This is a genomic window from Streptomyces herbicida, from assembly GCF_032656585.1.
GTDB lineage: Bacteria > Actinomycetota > Actinomycetes > Streptomycetales > Streptomycetaceae > Streptomyces > Streptomyces herbicida.
This window is the reverse complement of sequence record NZ_JAUYWJ010000003.1, coordinates 481,187-495,724: the sequence shown is the minus strand read 5'-3', so window position 1 is coordinate 495,724 and position 14,538 is coordinate 481,187. Positions and strand designations below refer to the sequence as shown.

15 protein-coding genes are annotated in these 14,538 nt (G+C 70.9%); 6 read left to right on the top strand and 9 right to left on the bottom strand.

Going from position 1 to position 14,538, the window contains the following annotated elements; translation table 11 throughout:
- Positions 1–112: 112 nt before the first annotated feature.
- Positions 113–865: a GntR family transcriptional regulator gene (locus tag Q8A52_RS09330; RefSeq protein WP_316748023.1), complete on the bottom strand. Its 753-nt coding sequence runs from the start codon at positions 863–865 to the stop codon at positions 113–115.
- A 147-nt stretch (positions 866–1,012) separates the two neighbouring features.
- Positions 1,013–2,227, bottom strand: a complete 1,215-nt coding sequence (locus tag Q8A52_RS09325; protein WP_316748022.1) for a DUF4190 domain-containing protein — start codon at positions 2,225–2,227, stop codon at positions 1,013–1,015.
- 87 nt (positions 2,228–2,314) lie between these two features.
- Here Q8A52_RS09325 and Q8A52_RS09320 point away from each other — a divergent pair, with 87 nt between their 5' ends.
- Positions 2,315–3,532 carry a serpin family protein gene (locus Q8A52_RS09320; RefSeq protein ID WP_316748020.1) on the top strand — a complete coding sequence of 406 codons (1,218 nt, stop codon included), beginning with the start codon at positions 2,315–2,317 and terminating at the stop codon, positions 3,530–3,532.
- Here Q8A52_RS09320 and Q8A52_RS09315 read toward each other — a convergent pair.
- Positions 3,504–3,944, bottom strand: a complete 441-nt coding sequence (locus Q8A52_RS09315) for a MarR family winged helix-turn-helix transcriptional regulator (RefSeq protein ID WP_316748018.1) — start codon at positions 3,942–3,944, stop codon at positions 3,504–3,506. The genes Q8A52_RS09320 and Q8A52_RS09315 overlap by 29 nt on opposite strands.
- A 140-nt stretch (positions 3,945–4,084) precedes the next feature.
- On the opposite strand from Q8A52_RS09315, the gene Q8A52_RS09310 reads away from it, so the two are divergent.
- Entirely contained in the window at positions 4,085–5,053 is a 969-nt protein-coding gene (locus Q8A52_RS09310) for an SMP-30/gluconolactonase/LRE family protein (protein WP_316748017.1), read from the top strand.
- A gap of 3 nt (positions 5,054–5,056) precedes the next feature.
- Here the strand turns inward: Q8A52_RS09310 and Q8A52_RS09305 are convergent, their stop codons facing one another.
- The 3 genes from Q8A52_RS09305 to ychF form a co-directional block, all read right to left on the bottom strand.
- Positions 5,057–5,887, bottom strand: coding sequence for an oxidoreductase (locus Q8A52_RS09305; RefSeq protein WP_316748015.1), 831 nt, complete (start codon positions 5,885–5,887; stop codon positions 5,057–5,059).
- 1 nt (position 5,888) lies between these two features.
- Entirely contained in the window at positions 5,889–7,310 is a 1,422-nt protein-coding gene (locus Q8A52_RS09300) for an arylsulfotransferase family protein (RefSeq protein ID WP_316748013.1), read from the bottom strand.
- Between the two features lie 758 nt (positions 7,311–8,068).
- On the bottom strand, positions 8,069–9,157 hold the full coding sequence (gene ychF, locus Q8A52_RS09295) for a redox-regulated ATPase YchF (protein WP_316748011.1): 1,089 nt from the start codon (positions 9,155–9,157) through the stop codon (positions 8,069–8,071).
- 171 nt (positions 9,158–9,328) lie between these two features.
- On the opposite strand from ychF, the gene Q8A52_RS09290 reads away from it, so the two are divergent.
- The gene (locus tag Q8A52_RS09290) at positions 9,329–9,853 is read left to right on the top strand and encodes a DUF6542 domain-containing protein (RefSeq protein ID WP_316748009.1); all 525 of its coding nucleotides are present in this window, start codon (positions 9,329–9,331) and stop codon (positions 9,851–9,853) included.
- A gap of 12 nt (positions 9,854–9,865) precedes the next feature.
- On the opposite strand, the gene ppgK is transcribed toward Q8A52_RS09290, so the two are convergent.
- Together ppgK and Q8A52_RS09280 are read right to left on the bottom strand one after the other, a co-directional pair.
- Positions 9,866–10,612, bottom strand: coding sequence for a polyphosphate--glucose phosphotransferase (gene ppgK, locus Q8A52_RS09285; RefSeq protein ID WP_316748007.1), 747 nt, complete (start codon positions 10,610–10,612; stop codon positions 9,866–9,868).
- A gap of 52 nt (positions 10,613–10,664) precedes the next feature.
- Positions 10,665–11,672, bottom strand: a complete 1,008-nt coding sequence (locus Q8A52_RS09280) for a 4-hydroxy-3-methylbut-2-enyl diphosphate reductase (protein WP_316748005.1) — start codon at positions 11,670–11,672, stop codon at positions 10,665–10,667.
- Between the two features lie 76 nt (positions 11,673–11,748).
- On the opposite strand from Q8A52_RS09280, the gene xseA reads away from it, so the two are divergent.
- The 3 genes from xseA to Q8A52_RS09265 all read left to right on the top strand — a co-directional run bounded on the left by xseA (position 11,749) and on the right by Q8A52_RS09265 (position 13,928).
- The gene (gene xseA, locus Q8A52_RS09275; RefSeq protein WP_316748003.1) at positions 11,749–12,957 is read left to right on the top strand and encodes an exodeoxyribonuclease VII large subunit; all 1,209 of its coding nucleotides are present in this window, start codon (positions 11,749–11,751) and stop codon (positions 12,955–12,957) included.
- Between the two features lie 9 nt (positions 12,958–12,966).
- Positions 12,967–13,200: an exodeoxyribonuclease VII small subunit gene (locus Q8A52_RS09270; RefSeq protein ID WP_316748002.1), complete on the top strand. Its 234-nt coding sequence runs from the start codon at positions 12,967–12,969 to the stop codon at positions 13,198–13,200.
- 137 nt (positions 13,201–13,337) lie between these two features.
- Entirely contained in the window at positions 13,338–13,928 is a 591-nt protein-coding gene (locus tag Q8A52_RS09265; protein ID WP_316748001.1) for a malonic semialdehyde reductase, read from the top strand.
- Between the two features lie 61 nt (positions 13,929–13,989).
- Here Q8A52_RS09265 and Q8A52_RS09260 read toward each other — a convergent pair whose 3' ends face one another.
- A complete protein-coding gene (locus Q8A52_RS09260; RefSeq protein WP_316747999.1) occupies positions 13,990–14,514 on the bottom strand; it encodes a DUF4245 domain-containing protein in 525 nt (174 codons plus the stop codon).
- Positions 14,515–14,538 lie beyond the last annotated feature (24 nt).

Below are 14,538 nucleotides of genomic sequence, written 5' to 3'. Positions count from 1 at the left end.
GGCGGCATACCGGGGACAGCGGGGGTCACCTGCGAAAACGGCCGGATTCCAACGGCCCGGCACAGCCCGCGGATCGATGGGGTGACGGGGGCAACTGCCCCGAGGGTGTGCGCTACTTCACCGGTAGGTGGTACGCGGCCCGGTAGCGGTCGGCGGGGATGACCACGTCCGCCGTCTCCACCGGGCGGCCGGAGGCGTAGTACGTGCGCTGGATGACGAGGACGACATGACCGGGCACGCCGCCCAGGATGTGCAGTTCCTCGGCGAGGCCAGGACGGGCGCCGACCTCCTCGGTGACGTTGTCGACGACGACGTCGATGGCCCGCATCCGCTCCACGACGCCCATGCCGCCGAGCGGGCCCTCCTCGGGCAGCATCACGGGCGTGCGCCCGGTGACGGCGAGGGGCTCCCAGGAGGTGGAGAGCATCATCGGCTCTCCACCGTCGCGGAAGAGGTACTTGGTGCACATCACGCGGTCGCCGGGCCGGATGCCGAGCCGGTCTGCGATGGCGCCGCTCGCCTCGGTCTGCTCGCTGCTGGACTCCCAGGTGCCGCGCGCGGCGGCGTCGGACTGCTCCTGCCGGAACGGCGTGGCGCCGCCGGCCGGGCGGAACCCCGAGCGGGCCACCCGCCGGGGCACGGGCCGCTCGCGCACATACGTCCCCGAGCCGGAACGGCCCTCGACCAGCCCCTCGGCCATCAGCACCTTGCGGGCCTCGAGGGCGACCGTGTCCGAGACGCCGTACTCCTCGCGGATCCTCGCCTGGGAGGGGAGCCGGGTGTGGGGCGGCAGCGAACCGTCGACGATCTTCTTGCGGAGATCACCCGCGACACGCAGATACGCCGGCTGCTCACCGAAAGTCACTGGCCGCTCCCATCAGATTGTACAGACAGCAACAGCGTGGCAACCGTGGGTTGTGCCATGCAAGCAAAGGCCAGAGAATCACTCGATGTGATGACTTGTGGCCCGGGAGGGCTTTACGCAGGCACTTTCTCCCCGCTATAGCCGCGATCACACCTCCATGCCCGTGCCGTCTCCCCCGCTGTCGGAGCCGCCGCTGTCGTCTTCGTAGGACGGCGGGGTCGTGGCCAGGCCCAGAGCCTTGCGGGCGGTGACCGTCCTGTTCCGGTCGAGCAGCTTGAAGCCCTTGTCGTAGTGCGCGTAGAAGGAGTCGGCGTCGTCGGCCACGGCGGCCTTCGCCCACTCGGCGCGGGACTTGTCGAGCTCCACGACCAACGTGGCGACCGGCTTCTTCGCGCCCGCCGGCCACTGGTGACCGCGCAGCATCCCGGCCTGCGCGGCGAGTGCGACCTCGACCCGGCCCGCCCACGCCCTGTGCCCGGGCAGGTCGTCCTCGACGTACTCCGCTTCGGGTGCGCTCTCCATCGCGGCGTTGAGCACGTGAGCCGCCTTCAGATAGGCGACCTGGTCCGGGTCGAGGACGGTCTCGTCGTTGCGCAGCGAGCCGGTCAGGTGCTTGCCCTCGGTGGTGTTGCCGAACACACAGGTGACCTCGCGGTCGCCCAGGCTCCAGCTGTCCCGGGTGGGCGTGAGGTAGTAGACGTCGACGTCGGAGGGGACCGCCCAGCCGTCCATCGCGTAGCTGTCCTGGAGTCCGTAGCAGCGCTCGTCGGCGGCCTTGGTGACCGGGCCGTCGCCCGGGTAGGAGCGGCCCTTCAGCTTGAAGGAGGCGAACACCTCGCCGTCGTGCTCGCGGTCGCAGGACACCTTGTCGACGTCCTCCGTCTCGCCGGACAGCGAGCCGCCGGGCGCGTTGAAGCACTCGCCCTTGGCCAGCGACAGGCTCGCGCCGCCCCGCGCGCCCTCCTTGAAGCCCTCCCAGAAGTCAAAGGCCCCGCCGGTGGCGAGCGCCAGCACCCACAGCGCGAGCCCGATCCCGGACAGCACGGAGCCACCGATGGCCAGCCCCTTGCCGCGCTCGCCCCGCTTCCTGATCTGGACCAGCGCGACGATCCCGAGGACCAGTCCCACGCCCGGCAGGAAACAGAGGATGCCGAGCACGAGGGCGGCGATGGCGAGCCCGTTGACGGGCGCCGGCTGGTTGAAGGGGCTGTAGCCCTGGGACCAGGGCTGGTACGGCAGTCCGCCGTACGGGCCCTGGGCGTACGGGCCCTGCGCGTACGGGTCCCGCGCGTAAGGCTCCTGCGGATACGACGGGTACTGCCCTTCGGGCTGGTGGGGGCCGGGAGGCGGGGGTATGGACACGGGTACCGTGCTCCTGGGTCGGGCAGCGGCGACGCTGAACTGACGTACGACTGGGCGCATGGTAAGCGCGCTGCCGACGGGGGTGGAATGCGGGTCACGGATGCGACCGTGCGGGCGGTGAACGGACTGACCGCACGGTGGGCGGGGGCCTCGGACAAGGGCACGGTGTTCTCGGCCGCCGGGGTGTGGCCGCTGCTGGCCTTTCTCGCCGACGGCGCGGCGGGTCCGGCGCGGTCCGAGCTCGCGGCGGCGCTCGGGATGCCGGCGGAGCAGGCGGCCTACGCCGCAAGGGAGTTGCTGGCCGCGATGGACGCCATGCCCGGCCTGGACTCCGCGCTCGGCCTGTGGACGGACCGCACGCTGGAGCTGCGGGAGGAATGGCGTGCGGGGCTGCCCGCACAGACGCACGGCGTGCTCACGCACGACCTCGCCGCCTCCCAGGAGGCGCTGGACGCCTGGGCGGCCAAGCGGACGGGCGGGCTGATCGAGCGGATGCCGGTCGAGCTGTCGCAGGACGCCAGGATGGTGCTCGCCGGCGCGCTCGCCCTGCGCACGGACTGGCCGCACCCGTTCAGGGAACTGCCGCTGCGACCGGGCGCCGGGCCGTGGCAGGGCCGCACGCTGCTCGGGCTCTACCGCAGGAGTGTGCGGCCCGACCGGGTCGGCCTGACGAGCACACCCGAAGGCTTCGTCACCTCCCTGAAGGTGCCCGGCGACAACGGCATCGACGTCCATCTGCTGCTCGGCGAGGAGCGGATGGCCCCCGGGCAGGTGCTGAGGGCGGGCGTCGGCATCCTGGAGCGCGCGCTGCCGGCCGTCGGGGGCGGCCGACTCCCGTACGGGGACGCGGGACCGGGCCTCCGCGTCGAGCGGCAGCCCTCCCTCACCCCGGAGCCGACGACACTGGACATCAGGACGGTGGCGTACGAGGTGCGGGCGGACCACGATCTGCTGGCCCTGCACCGCCTGTTCGGGCTCACGGCGGCGCGGGACACCCGGCAGGGGCACTTCCCGGGGATCAGCGGCTCTCCGCTGGCCGTCGGGGCGGCCCGGCAGTCGGCGGTCGCCCAGTTCGGTGCCCTCGGGTTCCGCGCCGCCGCGGTGACGGCCGTGATGCCCGTGGCGGGCAGCGGCCCTCCCCGGTACCGCTACGAGACCACCGTCGTCCGGGTGGCGTTCGACCGGCCCTTCGGCTTCCTCGCCGTGCACCGGGAGACGCGTCTCGTGCTCGCGGCCGGCTGGGTCACGGATCCGGCGCCGTTCAACACCCCGGGCATCAGGGGCGTTCCCGCTCCAGGACGCTGACACAACGGGCGAGGAGAGCGGTCAGCGCCGTCCGCTCCTCGTCGGTGAACTCCGCGGCCAGCGCCCGCTCCACCCGTACGGCCCGTGCGTCCGCGTCGTTCATGACGGCGCGGCCCTCGTCCGTGAGCCTCGTCTCCAGCACGTTCCTGTGCCACTCGTGCGGCGTGCGTTCGATCAGCGCACGGTCCTGGAGGTTCTTCAGGACCGTGTTCATGGTCGGCGGGGTGACCCCGCACAGCCGGGCGAGGGCCGCCGCGCTGATGCCGGGATTGCCGGCGAGGTGGAGCAGCGCCGAGTACTGAGCGACGGTCAGGCCCGCCGGTTTCAGGACCGCGGCCTTGGTCGCGGCGAGGGCCTGTTCGGCCCGCTTGAGGTGGGAGCCGAGGCGCTCGGAGGCGGGCATGGACGTCATCTGCGCATGCTAGTCGCCCCATGCATCGATTCACCCTCTGCGGGACGTTAATGCATTGACGATAATTAGGGTTCTAATCTACGTTCATGTTCGTTGTTCTATGAGAAGCCGAACCGAGAGGCACCGCTGTGTCCCGTTCGATGCACCGCCGCACATTCCTCACCACCACCGCCGCCGCCCTGGCCGTCGCCGCGGCCGCCCCCACGGCACACGCGGCCACCACGCCCCGTGTCTCGGCCGCCTTCGCGCTGCCCGGCGACCGCGTCTACCCCGAGGGGATCGCCCTCGACCCTCGCACCGGGGACATATACGTCGGCTCGTACACGACCGGCGCCGTCTACCGCGCCGCTCGCGGTGAGCGCACCGCAGAGGTGTTCCTGCCCGCGGGCGCCGACGGCCGCGCCACCGCCAACGGACTCAAGGCCGACCGGGCCGGACGGCTGTGGGTCACCGACTCGACCGCCGGGGTCGACGTCTACGACCTGCGCGACCGGTCCCTGATCGCCCGCTTCGAGGTGCCCGGCGACGCGCCCCGCTTCGTCAACGACCTGGCCGTCACCGCGGACGGCACGGTCTACCTCACCGACAGCACCCGTGCGGTGATCTACCGCGTCAGCCCCGCCGACCTGGCCCGCGGCCCGCGCGGGACGCTGACCCCGGCCTACGACCTGAGCTACGTCAAGGACCCGGGTTCCCCGGACGCCTTCACTCTCAACGGCATCGTGGCCGACCCGGCCGGGCGCCGGCTGTTCGCCGTCGACATGACCGGCGGCGGGCTCTACCGGGTGGACGTCGCCACCGGGGCCGTACGCCAAGTCGCCCTGCACGGCGGCGATCTGACGCACGGCGACGGTCTGGAGCTGGCGCACGGCACGCTGTGGGCCGCGCACAACGCCGTCGACACGATCACCAGGTGGCGGCTGTCTCCGGACGGCTCCTCGGCCCGTCTGGAGCGGCGGTTCACCGACCCCGCGCTGCAGATCCCGACCACACTGGTCCGCGACCGGGGACGGCTGCTGGTCGTGCGCTCGCAGTTCGACAAGGGCGGGCCGATGGGACCCGGGGTGCCCGAGTCGCCGTTCACCGTGGCGTCCGTGCGGGGAATCTGACGGTCAGTCGTCGAAGGCGGTGGCCCGGGTGCGCTGCTCCCAGGCGGCGATGTCGCTGCGTACCGTGTCGAGCTGACCGAGCACGGCGGTCACCGAGTCGGCGCCCAGGGGCAGATGCAGGGGGGTCTCGTCCGCATCGAGCGCGGCGATGATCAGCGCCGCGGCCTTGGCGGGGTCGCCGGGCCGGGTGTCGTCGCCGCCCTCGATGAAGCGACGGGCCTCGGTCACCTTGGCGTAGACACCGCTGTCGGCGCTGGCGCCGGCCCTGCCCCTGCCGAAGATCGAGGTCCGGAAGACGCCCGGCTCCACGATCAGCACCTTGATGCCGAACTCCCGCACCTCGTCCGCGAGCGCCTCGGACATGCCCTCCAGGGCGAACTTCGTCCCGCTGTACGCCGAGAAGCCGGCGAAGGACATCTGCCCGCCCATGCTGCTCATCTGCACGATCGCGCCCGACCGCCGCTCGCGTATGTGCGGCAGGACCGCCCGCACCAGCGCGGCCGGGCCGAAGACATGCAGGTCGAAGAGGGCACGGAGCTCGGCGTCGGTGGTCTCCTCGAGGGCGCCGACATGGGTGCGGCCCGCGTTGTTCACGAGGACGTCGATCCGGCCGTGCCGGGACACCAGGTCCCGCACGGCCGGTCCGATCGCGGCGATGTCGGTCACATCCAGGCGCAGCGGCTCCAGCCGGCCGGGGTGCGCGGCGGCCGGCTCGTCCAGCGCCTCCGTCCTGCGGGCGGCACCGACCACGGTGTCGCCCGCGGCGAGCGCCGCGTCGGCGATGGCGCGCCCGAACCCGCTGCTGGCGCCGGTGATCAGCCACACCCTGCTCATCTCACCCGCCCGAGAGAGTCACGACGCGGGAGGCGCGAAGGACCTTGCCCTGCGCGTTCAGCGCCTTCACCTGGAAGTACGGCCCGGGGCTGTTCGTGCTGACGGCGGTCTCGAACCCGGCTCGAGGAACATGTCCGGCGACGACCGACAACCGGTCGGCGGCAGGCCCGGCCAGCACCTGCCAGGCCCTGGTCTCGGTCGAGCCGTTCCAGGAGGCGTAGACGACGCCGTGCCCGCCGTCGGTGCGTGCCGCGGCGCTCGGCGGGTAGTACGGCGTGCCGATCCACTCGTTCCGGAACGCCCGGTAGGAGATGTCGGAGCCGGGCAGCTTCGCGTCGTACAGCAGGTTCCGTGCGGCGCTGCCCTCGGTGTTCCCCGCGCCCGCGTACTCCGAGTAGTACGGGCTCTGGCCCCACCCGATGAACTCGTTGCCGTTGGCGAGGGCCTGGGTGTTCCCCTGGGTCGGTGACTCCAGCGGCGGCTGGTGGTAGTAGGCCCGGTCCACGGTCGCCGTCCGGCCGCGGAAGTCCAGGTTGAGGATCAGGCCGTGCGACCGCTGCTCGGGGGAGCCGTCGGGCAGATCGCAGCAGCCGTCGTCGAACATGCTGATCCGGTTTCCCGGCCGGAACCGGGCGTCGTGCTGCCAGTAGAAGTCGGCGTCGGGGCCGAAGGTGAAGTCGCTCTTCTTGCCCCCGATCTGATAGCGGACCTTCCCGGACTTCTTGGCGACGTCGTAGACCGCCCACATGTTCCGGGCCGAGATCAGCAGCCGGCCGTCGGGACCCTCGTCGACCGAGTTGATGTGGAAGGCGTCCCACACTCCGCCGGACGACGACGCGGTCGAGGCCGCCTCCTCGGAATCGGCGGGGTCGAGGTGGTCCAGTGCGTTCCACGAGTAGAGGAGTCTGCCGGTGGCGAGGTCGACCTCCTGGATCTCGCTGTTCTCGATGGCCCCGTTCTCCGGACCGCCATAGGGCGTGAGATCCATGGGCACCGGCTTGGAGGCGATGAACAGTGCGGTGCCCCTGCGGGTCAGGGTGAATTCGTGCTCGTCCGGGTAGTAGCCGTGATGGGCGAGGACCGTCCTGAGCAGGCGGTAGTGGGTGTCGTAGATGTAGTAGCACCCGCCCGGTTCCGGCGCACCGGCCGGCAGGTTCGTATACGCCGGGGGAAGCGCGAGGGTGCCCTGCCACCAGGTCAACACCGGCCGCCCCCGGCCCCCGCGGCCGTCGTAATAGGTCTGCACCCTGAAGTCGGCGTTCTGCAGATTCGTGGAGGGCAGCGGACGGAACCAGACCGGATCACCGGAGTTGTCGTTGATGAGCGCCCCGGTCTGGCCGACCATCTGATCCGCGCTGAACGGGCCGACGAAGATCCCGCCGGGAGCCGTCCCCGGCCGGTGCGCGGTGACACTGACCCGCATCGGGTGAAGACCGGGCTCGGAGACGAAGCTCCACACGTCGCTGCCCGACAGGATCGGCGGAGGTGTGGGTTCCGACGGAGGGAAGGGAGTCGTGGCGCACTGCCGGGCCGCGTCCCCTTCCGGACCCGCCACGGCCGCCGCGGGCACGCAGCTTGCCGCGACGCACCCCACCGCGAGCGCCCAGGCCCCGACGGCGCGACGGCACCCTCGCCCTGACCGGCGAGCCCACGACTCTCGCGACACCATTGCCGCCTCCTTGGCGCCCGGCAACAAGATCGGGAGTTGCTCCCCGGGTGACGGTAAGCGGCAAGAGCGGCCCACGTCCGCGCGAAGCCACGCGGGGTGGGCCATTCGGCGGGCGCGGGCTCACCCGGTCATGCGACGGGGCTCACCCAGAGCCGGGGAGAAGTCCGGGACGCTGAAGGGTGTGGAGGCAAGCCCGGAGCACATACGTGCTGCGATGCTTGCCCAGCAACGGATCCTGTTGGTGACGGACGCGGCTCGGGCGGCGAAACCGGTGACGGCCGATCGGGACAGGATCAAGACCGCCGTGCTGAAGAAGTACTTCACGCCCGTGGCCGACGAGCAGGTACGGGGGCGGAGGCTGGCGGTGTACGACGGCTTGGGCGGTTCATTGATCGACCGGCCGCGGCCGCCCCTACCGCCTCGACGGACCTGCCCCTCTCTCCTGGCGGCCGGCCGCACAAAGGCCGCCCGACCCGCTCCACCGCAGGTCGGACGGCCCTTTGCCGGATCGACTAGACGTTGAAGCGGAACTCCACCACATCCCCGTCCTGCATCACGTACTCCTTGCCCTCCATCCGCGCCCTGCCCTTGGCGCGGGCCTCGGCGACCGAACCGGTTTCGACCAGGTCGGCGAAGGAGATGACCTCGGCCTTGATGAAGCCCTTCTGGAAGTCGGTGTGGATGACACCGGCGGCCTCGGGGGCGGTGGCGCCCCTCTTGATGGTCCAGGCGCGGGATTCCTTCGGGCCGGCCGTGAGGTAGGTCTGCAGGCCGAGGGTGTTGAAGCCGACGCGGGCGAGGGTGGCGAGGCCGGGCTCCTCGGCGCCGACCGACTCCAGGAGTTCCAGCGCGTCCTCCTCGTCGAGCTCGGCGAGGTCCGCCTCCAGCTTGGCGTTGAGGAAGATCGCCTCGGCGGGGGCGACCAGGGCGCGCTGCTCGTTCTTGAAGTCCTCGTCGACCAGCTCGTCCTCGTCGACGTTGAAGACGTACAGGAACGGCTTGGTGGTCAGCAGGTGCAGGTCGTGCAGGAGCTCATTGCGCTCGGTGCCCTGGACGATGCCGTGGGCGAAGAGCGTGTCGCCCTTCTCCAGGATCTCCTTGGCCTCCTCGACGGCCTTGACCTTGGGCGCGACGTCCTTCTTGATGCGCGACTCCTTCTGGAGGCGCGGCAGGACCTTCTCGATCGTCTGGAGGTCCGCGAGGATCAGCTCGGTGTTGATCGTCTCGATGTCGTCCTTCGGCGAGACCTTGCCGTCGACGTGGACGACGTTCTCGTCCTTGAAGGCGCGGATGACCTGGCAGATCGCGTCGGACTCACGGATGTTCGCGAGGAACTTGTTGCCCAGGCCCTCGCCCTCCGAGGCGCCGCGCACGATGCCGGCGATGTCGACGAAGTCGACGGTGGCCGGGAGGATCCGCTGCGAGCCGAAGATCTCGGCCAACTTGGTGAGGCGCGCATCGGGGACGCCGACCACACCCACGTTGGGCTCGATCGTGGCGAACGGGTAGTTGGCCGCGAGCACGTCGTTCTTGGTCAGGGCGTTGAACAGGGTCGACTTGCCGACATTCGGCAGACCGACGATTCCGATCGTGAGCGACACGTTGCGACTTCCCGTATGTGGAGAGGGCCAGGGGGCCAGGAGTCCGGCCGATCCACCAGTCTACGGCGTACCCGGCGGGGCCCCGGCGGCCGCGTCGAACGGTTGGCCAAGGTCTGCCCATCGGCGTGTCTGAGGGGCGATTCGACACATAAACAGACCTAAGTTGGTCCAGTGGAGCAACACAGGACGCGACCCCCGCAGCACGGACCGCGACGCGGCACCCCGCGAGCGCCATTGCCGCCCCAGGCGAGACGCCGTCCGGAGGGCGTACGACGGCCCTCTCCCGGTCCGGCACGACCGGCCCGGCCCTCGCGGCGAATGTCGAACCCCCGGCTCACCGGGCTGGGGGGCGGGCTGTTCTGCGGGGCGGTGATGTTCCTGCTGGGCTACCTCGACCAGCTGCTGTTCGGGGCGTCCCTGACGGTGTACGGCGTGCTGTTCCTGCCGGTGTGCGTACTGACCGCGCTGTGGGTGCGCGGGAGCGATCTGATGATCGCGCCCGTCGTCGTGCCGATCGCCTTCGCCGCGGGGCTGCTGCCCGTCGCGAACAGCAGCGGGGGGACGGCCGGGGAACTGATGGGCGTGGTGACCGCACTGGCCACGCAGGCCGGGTGGCTGTACGGGGGGACGCTCGTCGCCGGTGTCATCGTGATCGTACGGAGGATCCGGCTGGTCAGGCGTCGGCGACGGGCGTGAGCGCAACCCCCGCTAGCCCTGCTTGACCGCCCGCATCGCCGCCCCCACGATCCCCGCGTTGTTCTGCAGCTGCGCCGGGACCATCTCCGCCTTGATGCCCTCGATGAGGTGCAGGAACTTGTCGGACTTGCGGCTGACGCCGCCGCCGATGATGAACAGCTCGGGGGAGAACAGCATCTCGACGTGGGCGAGGTACTTCTGGACCCGGCGGGCCCAGTGCTCCCACGTCATGTCGTGGTCCTCCTTGACCTTGCTGGAGGCCCGCTTCTCCGCGTCGTGGCCGTTCAGCTCGAGATGGCCCAGTTCGGTGTTCGGGACGAGGGCGCCGTCGACGAACACGGCGCTTCCGATGCCGGTGCCGAAGGTCAGCAGGATGACCGTGCCCCGGCGGTCGCGGCCGGCGCCGAAGTTCATCTCCGCGATGCCCGCCGCGTCCGCGTCGTTGACGACCGTGACGTCATGGCCGCCCAGGCGGTCGCTGAACAGGGCGCGCGCGTCCGTGTCGATCCAGCTCCTGTCCACATTGGCGGCCGTACGGATCATGGCGCCGCCGGTGACCACGCCCGGGAAGGTGAGCCCGACCGGGCCCGTCCAGCCGAAGTGCTCGACGACCTCCTTCACTCCGTCGGCCACCCCGTCGGGCGTCGCCGGGTGCGGAGTGAGCACCTTGAAGCGCTCCTCCGCGAGGTCGCCCCGCTCCAGGTCCACAGGGGCGCCCTTGATCCCGGATCCGCCGATGTCCACGCCGAAGATCTGCATGGCTCTACGTTACGTCGTACGACTGACAGTCACGCCCCGGGCGGACCGCCGGTCACACGTCCGACGTACCCGATCCGCCGCGCTCGGCGACCAGGGCCGCCGCCTCCTCGCGCAGGTCGCGGCGGAGTTCCTTGGGCAGCGAGAAGGTGATGGACTCCTCGGCCGCCCTGACGAGCTCGACGTCCCCGTAGCCGCGCTCGGCGAGCCACTCCAGGACCTGCTCCACCAGGACCTCCGGGACGGAGGCGCCGGAGGTGACGCCGACCGTGGTCACGCCCTCCAGCCAGGCCTCGTCGATCTCGTCGGCGAAGTCCACCAGATAGGCCTCGCGGGCGCCGGCGAGCTTGGCGACCTCCACGAGCCTCTTGGAGTTGGAGGAGTTGCGGGAGCCGACCACGATCACGAGCTCCGCCTCGGCGCCCATCTGCTTCACGGCGAGCTGGCGGTTCTGCGTGGCGTAGCAGATGTCGTCGCTCGGCGGGGAGATGAGCTGCGGGAACTTGTCCTTCAGGGCGTCGACGGTCTCCATGGTCTCGTCGACGGAGAGCGTGGTCTGCGACAGCCAGACGACCTTGGAGGGGTCGCGGACCTCCACCTTGGCGACGTCCCCGGGGCCGTCGACGAGCTGGATGTGGTCGGGGGCCTCGCCGGAGGTGCCGATGACCTCCTCGTGGCCCTCGTGCCCGATCAGGAGGATGTCGTAGTCCTCGTCGGCGAAGCGGACGGCTTCCTTGTGGACCTTGGTGACCAGGGGGCAGGTGGCGTCGATGGTGGCGAGGCGGCCGCGCTCGGCCTCCTCGTGCACCACGGGGGCGACCCCGTGCGCGGAGAACATGACGATGTTCCCGGGCGGGACCTCCTCCGTCTGCTCGACGAAGATCGCGCCCTTCTTCTCGAGGGTCTGCACGACGTACTTGTTGTGGACGATCTCGTGCCGGACATAGATCGGGGCCCCGTACTGCTCCAGGGCCTTCTCGACGGCGATCACGGCGCGGTCCACACCCGCGCAGTAGCCACGTGGGGCGGCGAGCAGGACACGGCGGCCAGGCGAAGCAGTCATGGGAACCATCGTAAGGCCGCATGCGGAGGCCGAAGATCGGGCCGGGATGTCGGTGGCGGCCGTTAACCTCGGGCGCATGGCTGTCAACACGTCCGCGGACGCACCGCTGCCCGTCGGTGAGGTGTCGCGGCTCATCGGGAGCTGGATCGACCGGCTCGGGGCGGTGTGGGTCGAGGGGCAGATCACGCAGCTGTCGCGGCGGCCGGGTGCCGGCGTGGTGTTCCTGACGCTGCGCGATCCGTCGTACGACATCTCGGTGAGCGTCACCTGCTATCGGCAGGTGTTCGACGCCGTCGCCGACGTCGTGGGCGAGGGCGCCCGGGTCGTCGTGCACGCGAAGCCCGAGTGGTACGCGCCGCGCGGGCAGCTGTCGCTGCGGGCCGCCGAGATAAGACCGGTCGGGGTCGGGGAGCTGCTGGCCCGGCTGGAGCAGCTGAAGAAGACGCTCGCGGCGGAGGGGCTCTTCGCGCCCGAGCGCAAGAAGCCGTTGCCCTTCCTCCCCCAGCTCATCGGCCTGGTCTGCGGCCGTGCCTCGGCCGCGGAGCGGGACGTGCTGGAGAACGCCCGGCACCGCTGGCCCGCCGTGCGATTCGAGGTGCGCAACGTTCCCGTGCAGGGCGTGCACGCGGTGCCGCAGGTCGTGCAGGCGGTGAAGGAGCTCGACGAGCTCGAGGACGTCGACGTGATCATCGTCGCGCGCGGCGGCGGCAGCGTCGAGGATCTGCTGCCCTTCTCCGACGAGCAGCTCGTCCGCGCGGTGGCCGCCTGCCGTACGCCGGTGGTGTCCGCCATCGGGCACGAGCCGGACAACCCGCTGCTCGACCATGTCGCCGACCTGCGCGCCTCGACCCCGACGGACGCCGCCAAGAAGGTCGTGCCGGACGTGGGCGAGGAGTTCGAGCGCGTGCGCCTGCTGCGGGACCGGGCGCGGCGGTGTGTGGGGGCGTTCATCGAGCGGGAGGAGCGCGGGCTGGCCCATGCGCTGGCCCGGCCCTCGATGGAGGATCCGCACCGCATGGTCGACGAGCGGGCGGACCAGATCGCGTCGCTGACCGAGCGCTCCCGGCGCTGCCTCGGGCACCTCCTGGACCGCGCCGACTCCGAGCTGACGCACACGCACGCGCGCGTGGTGGCCCTCTCCCCCGCGGCGACGCTGAAGCGCGGTTACGCGGTGCTGCAGAAGTCCGACGGTCATGTGGTGCGGGACCCGGACGAGGTGGCCGGGGGCGAGGCGCTGCGGGCGCGGGTCGCCGAGGGTGAGTTCTCCGTACGAGTCGATTCTTAGGGTGAGTGGATGACCGGCAAGGTGGATGAGGCGCTCGGCTACGAGCAGGCGCGCGACGAGCTGATCGAGGTCGTACGGCGACTGGAGGCCGGAGGGACGACCCTGGAGGAGTCCCTGGCCCTGTGGGAGCGCGGCGAGGAGCTGGCCAAGGTATGCCGGCGCTGGCTGGAGGGGGCGCGGGCGCGGCTGGACGCGGCGCTTGCCGAGGAGGAGGCGGCCGCGGCGGAAGAGGCCGACGAGTAGCCGTTTGTGCTGGTCAGCTGTGAAGCGGATCACCACACCCCGGTTTTGGTTGAAGCTTGAACTTCATTGGCGTACGTTCGGATGCGTAAGCCGGTCCGGCATTCCGGGACCGGACACGCATTCGAGGAAGTTCACGCATGTCTCTCGTTCTTGACCCCGCCGCCCAGGACCTGCTGTTCCGCGAGGCCCGCACCGCGAACACCTTCACCGACGAGCCGGTGACCGAGGAGCAGGTCCAGGCGATCTACGACCTCGTGAAGTTCGGCCCGACCGCCTTCAACCAGAGCCCGCTGCGCATCACCCTGGTCCGCTCCCCCGAGGCCCGCGAGCGCCTGGTCCAGCACATGGCCGAGGGCAACCAGGCCAAGACGGCCACCGCCCCGCTGGTCGCGATCCTCTCCGCGGACAACGAGTTCCACGAGGAGCTGCCGGCCCTCTTCCCGCACTTCCCGCAGGCCAAGGACGTGTTCTTCGGCGAGCGCCCGGCCCGTGAGGGTTCCGCCGCGATGAACGCCGCCCTGCAGGCCGCGTACTTCATCATCGGCATCCGCGCCGCGGGCCTGGCCGCCGGCCCGATGACCGGTCTCGACTTCGCCAGCGTCCAGAAGGAGTTCCTGGACGCCGACCACACTCCGCTGATGGTCGTCAACATCGGCAGGCCGGGCGAGGACGCCTGGTTCCCGCGCTCGCCGCGACTGGCGTACGACGACGTCATCACGACGGTCTGAGCATCCCGCGCACGACAGGGGCCCCCGGCGGTACCGGGGCCCCTGTCGTGCGCGCGGGCGCTCACGCCATCTTCAGCGCCTGCGCCATCTTCGTCAGCTGCGCAAACGACGCCGTACCCGCCACCACCGTCGTGGAGCCGTGCGTGCCCTCCAGTACGAGGGCGTCGTAGCGGCCGCCGGTGTAGCGCGTCCAGGTGCGGTCGCCGATCCGCTCGGTGACCTTGGTCGCGCTCGCCCCCTGGCTGGCCGCGTCGATGAAGTCGGCTCGCTTCTGAGTCGACTGCTCGACCTGCACGTACTCACCGTCGGGGTTCTGGAAGCCGAGGTGCCAGCGGTCGAAGTTCTCCCCCTGGAAGCGCACGGAAGTCGCCTTCCAGGCGTCCGGCAGACCCTCGGGCGCGGCCACCGGGTAGGTCGCGGCGCGGCGCGCCGTCAGGAGCTCCACGCTGTAGTCCACCCGCTTGAGGTCGGGAGCGTGGTCGTCGTGCGGGATGAAGAGATAGATCACGCCCGCCGCGATCCCGATGAGGCCCAGGGAGAGAATCATGTCCCGGACCGTCTTCTGCTTGCCGTTCGAACCTGCCACGCCCCCTATCGTCGCAGGTGTCCG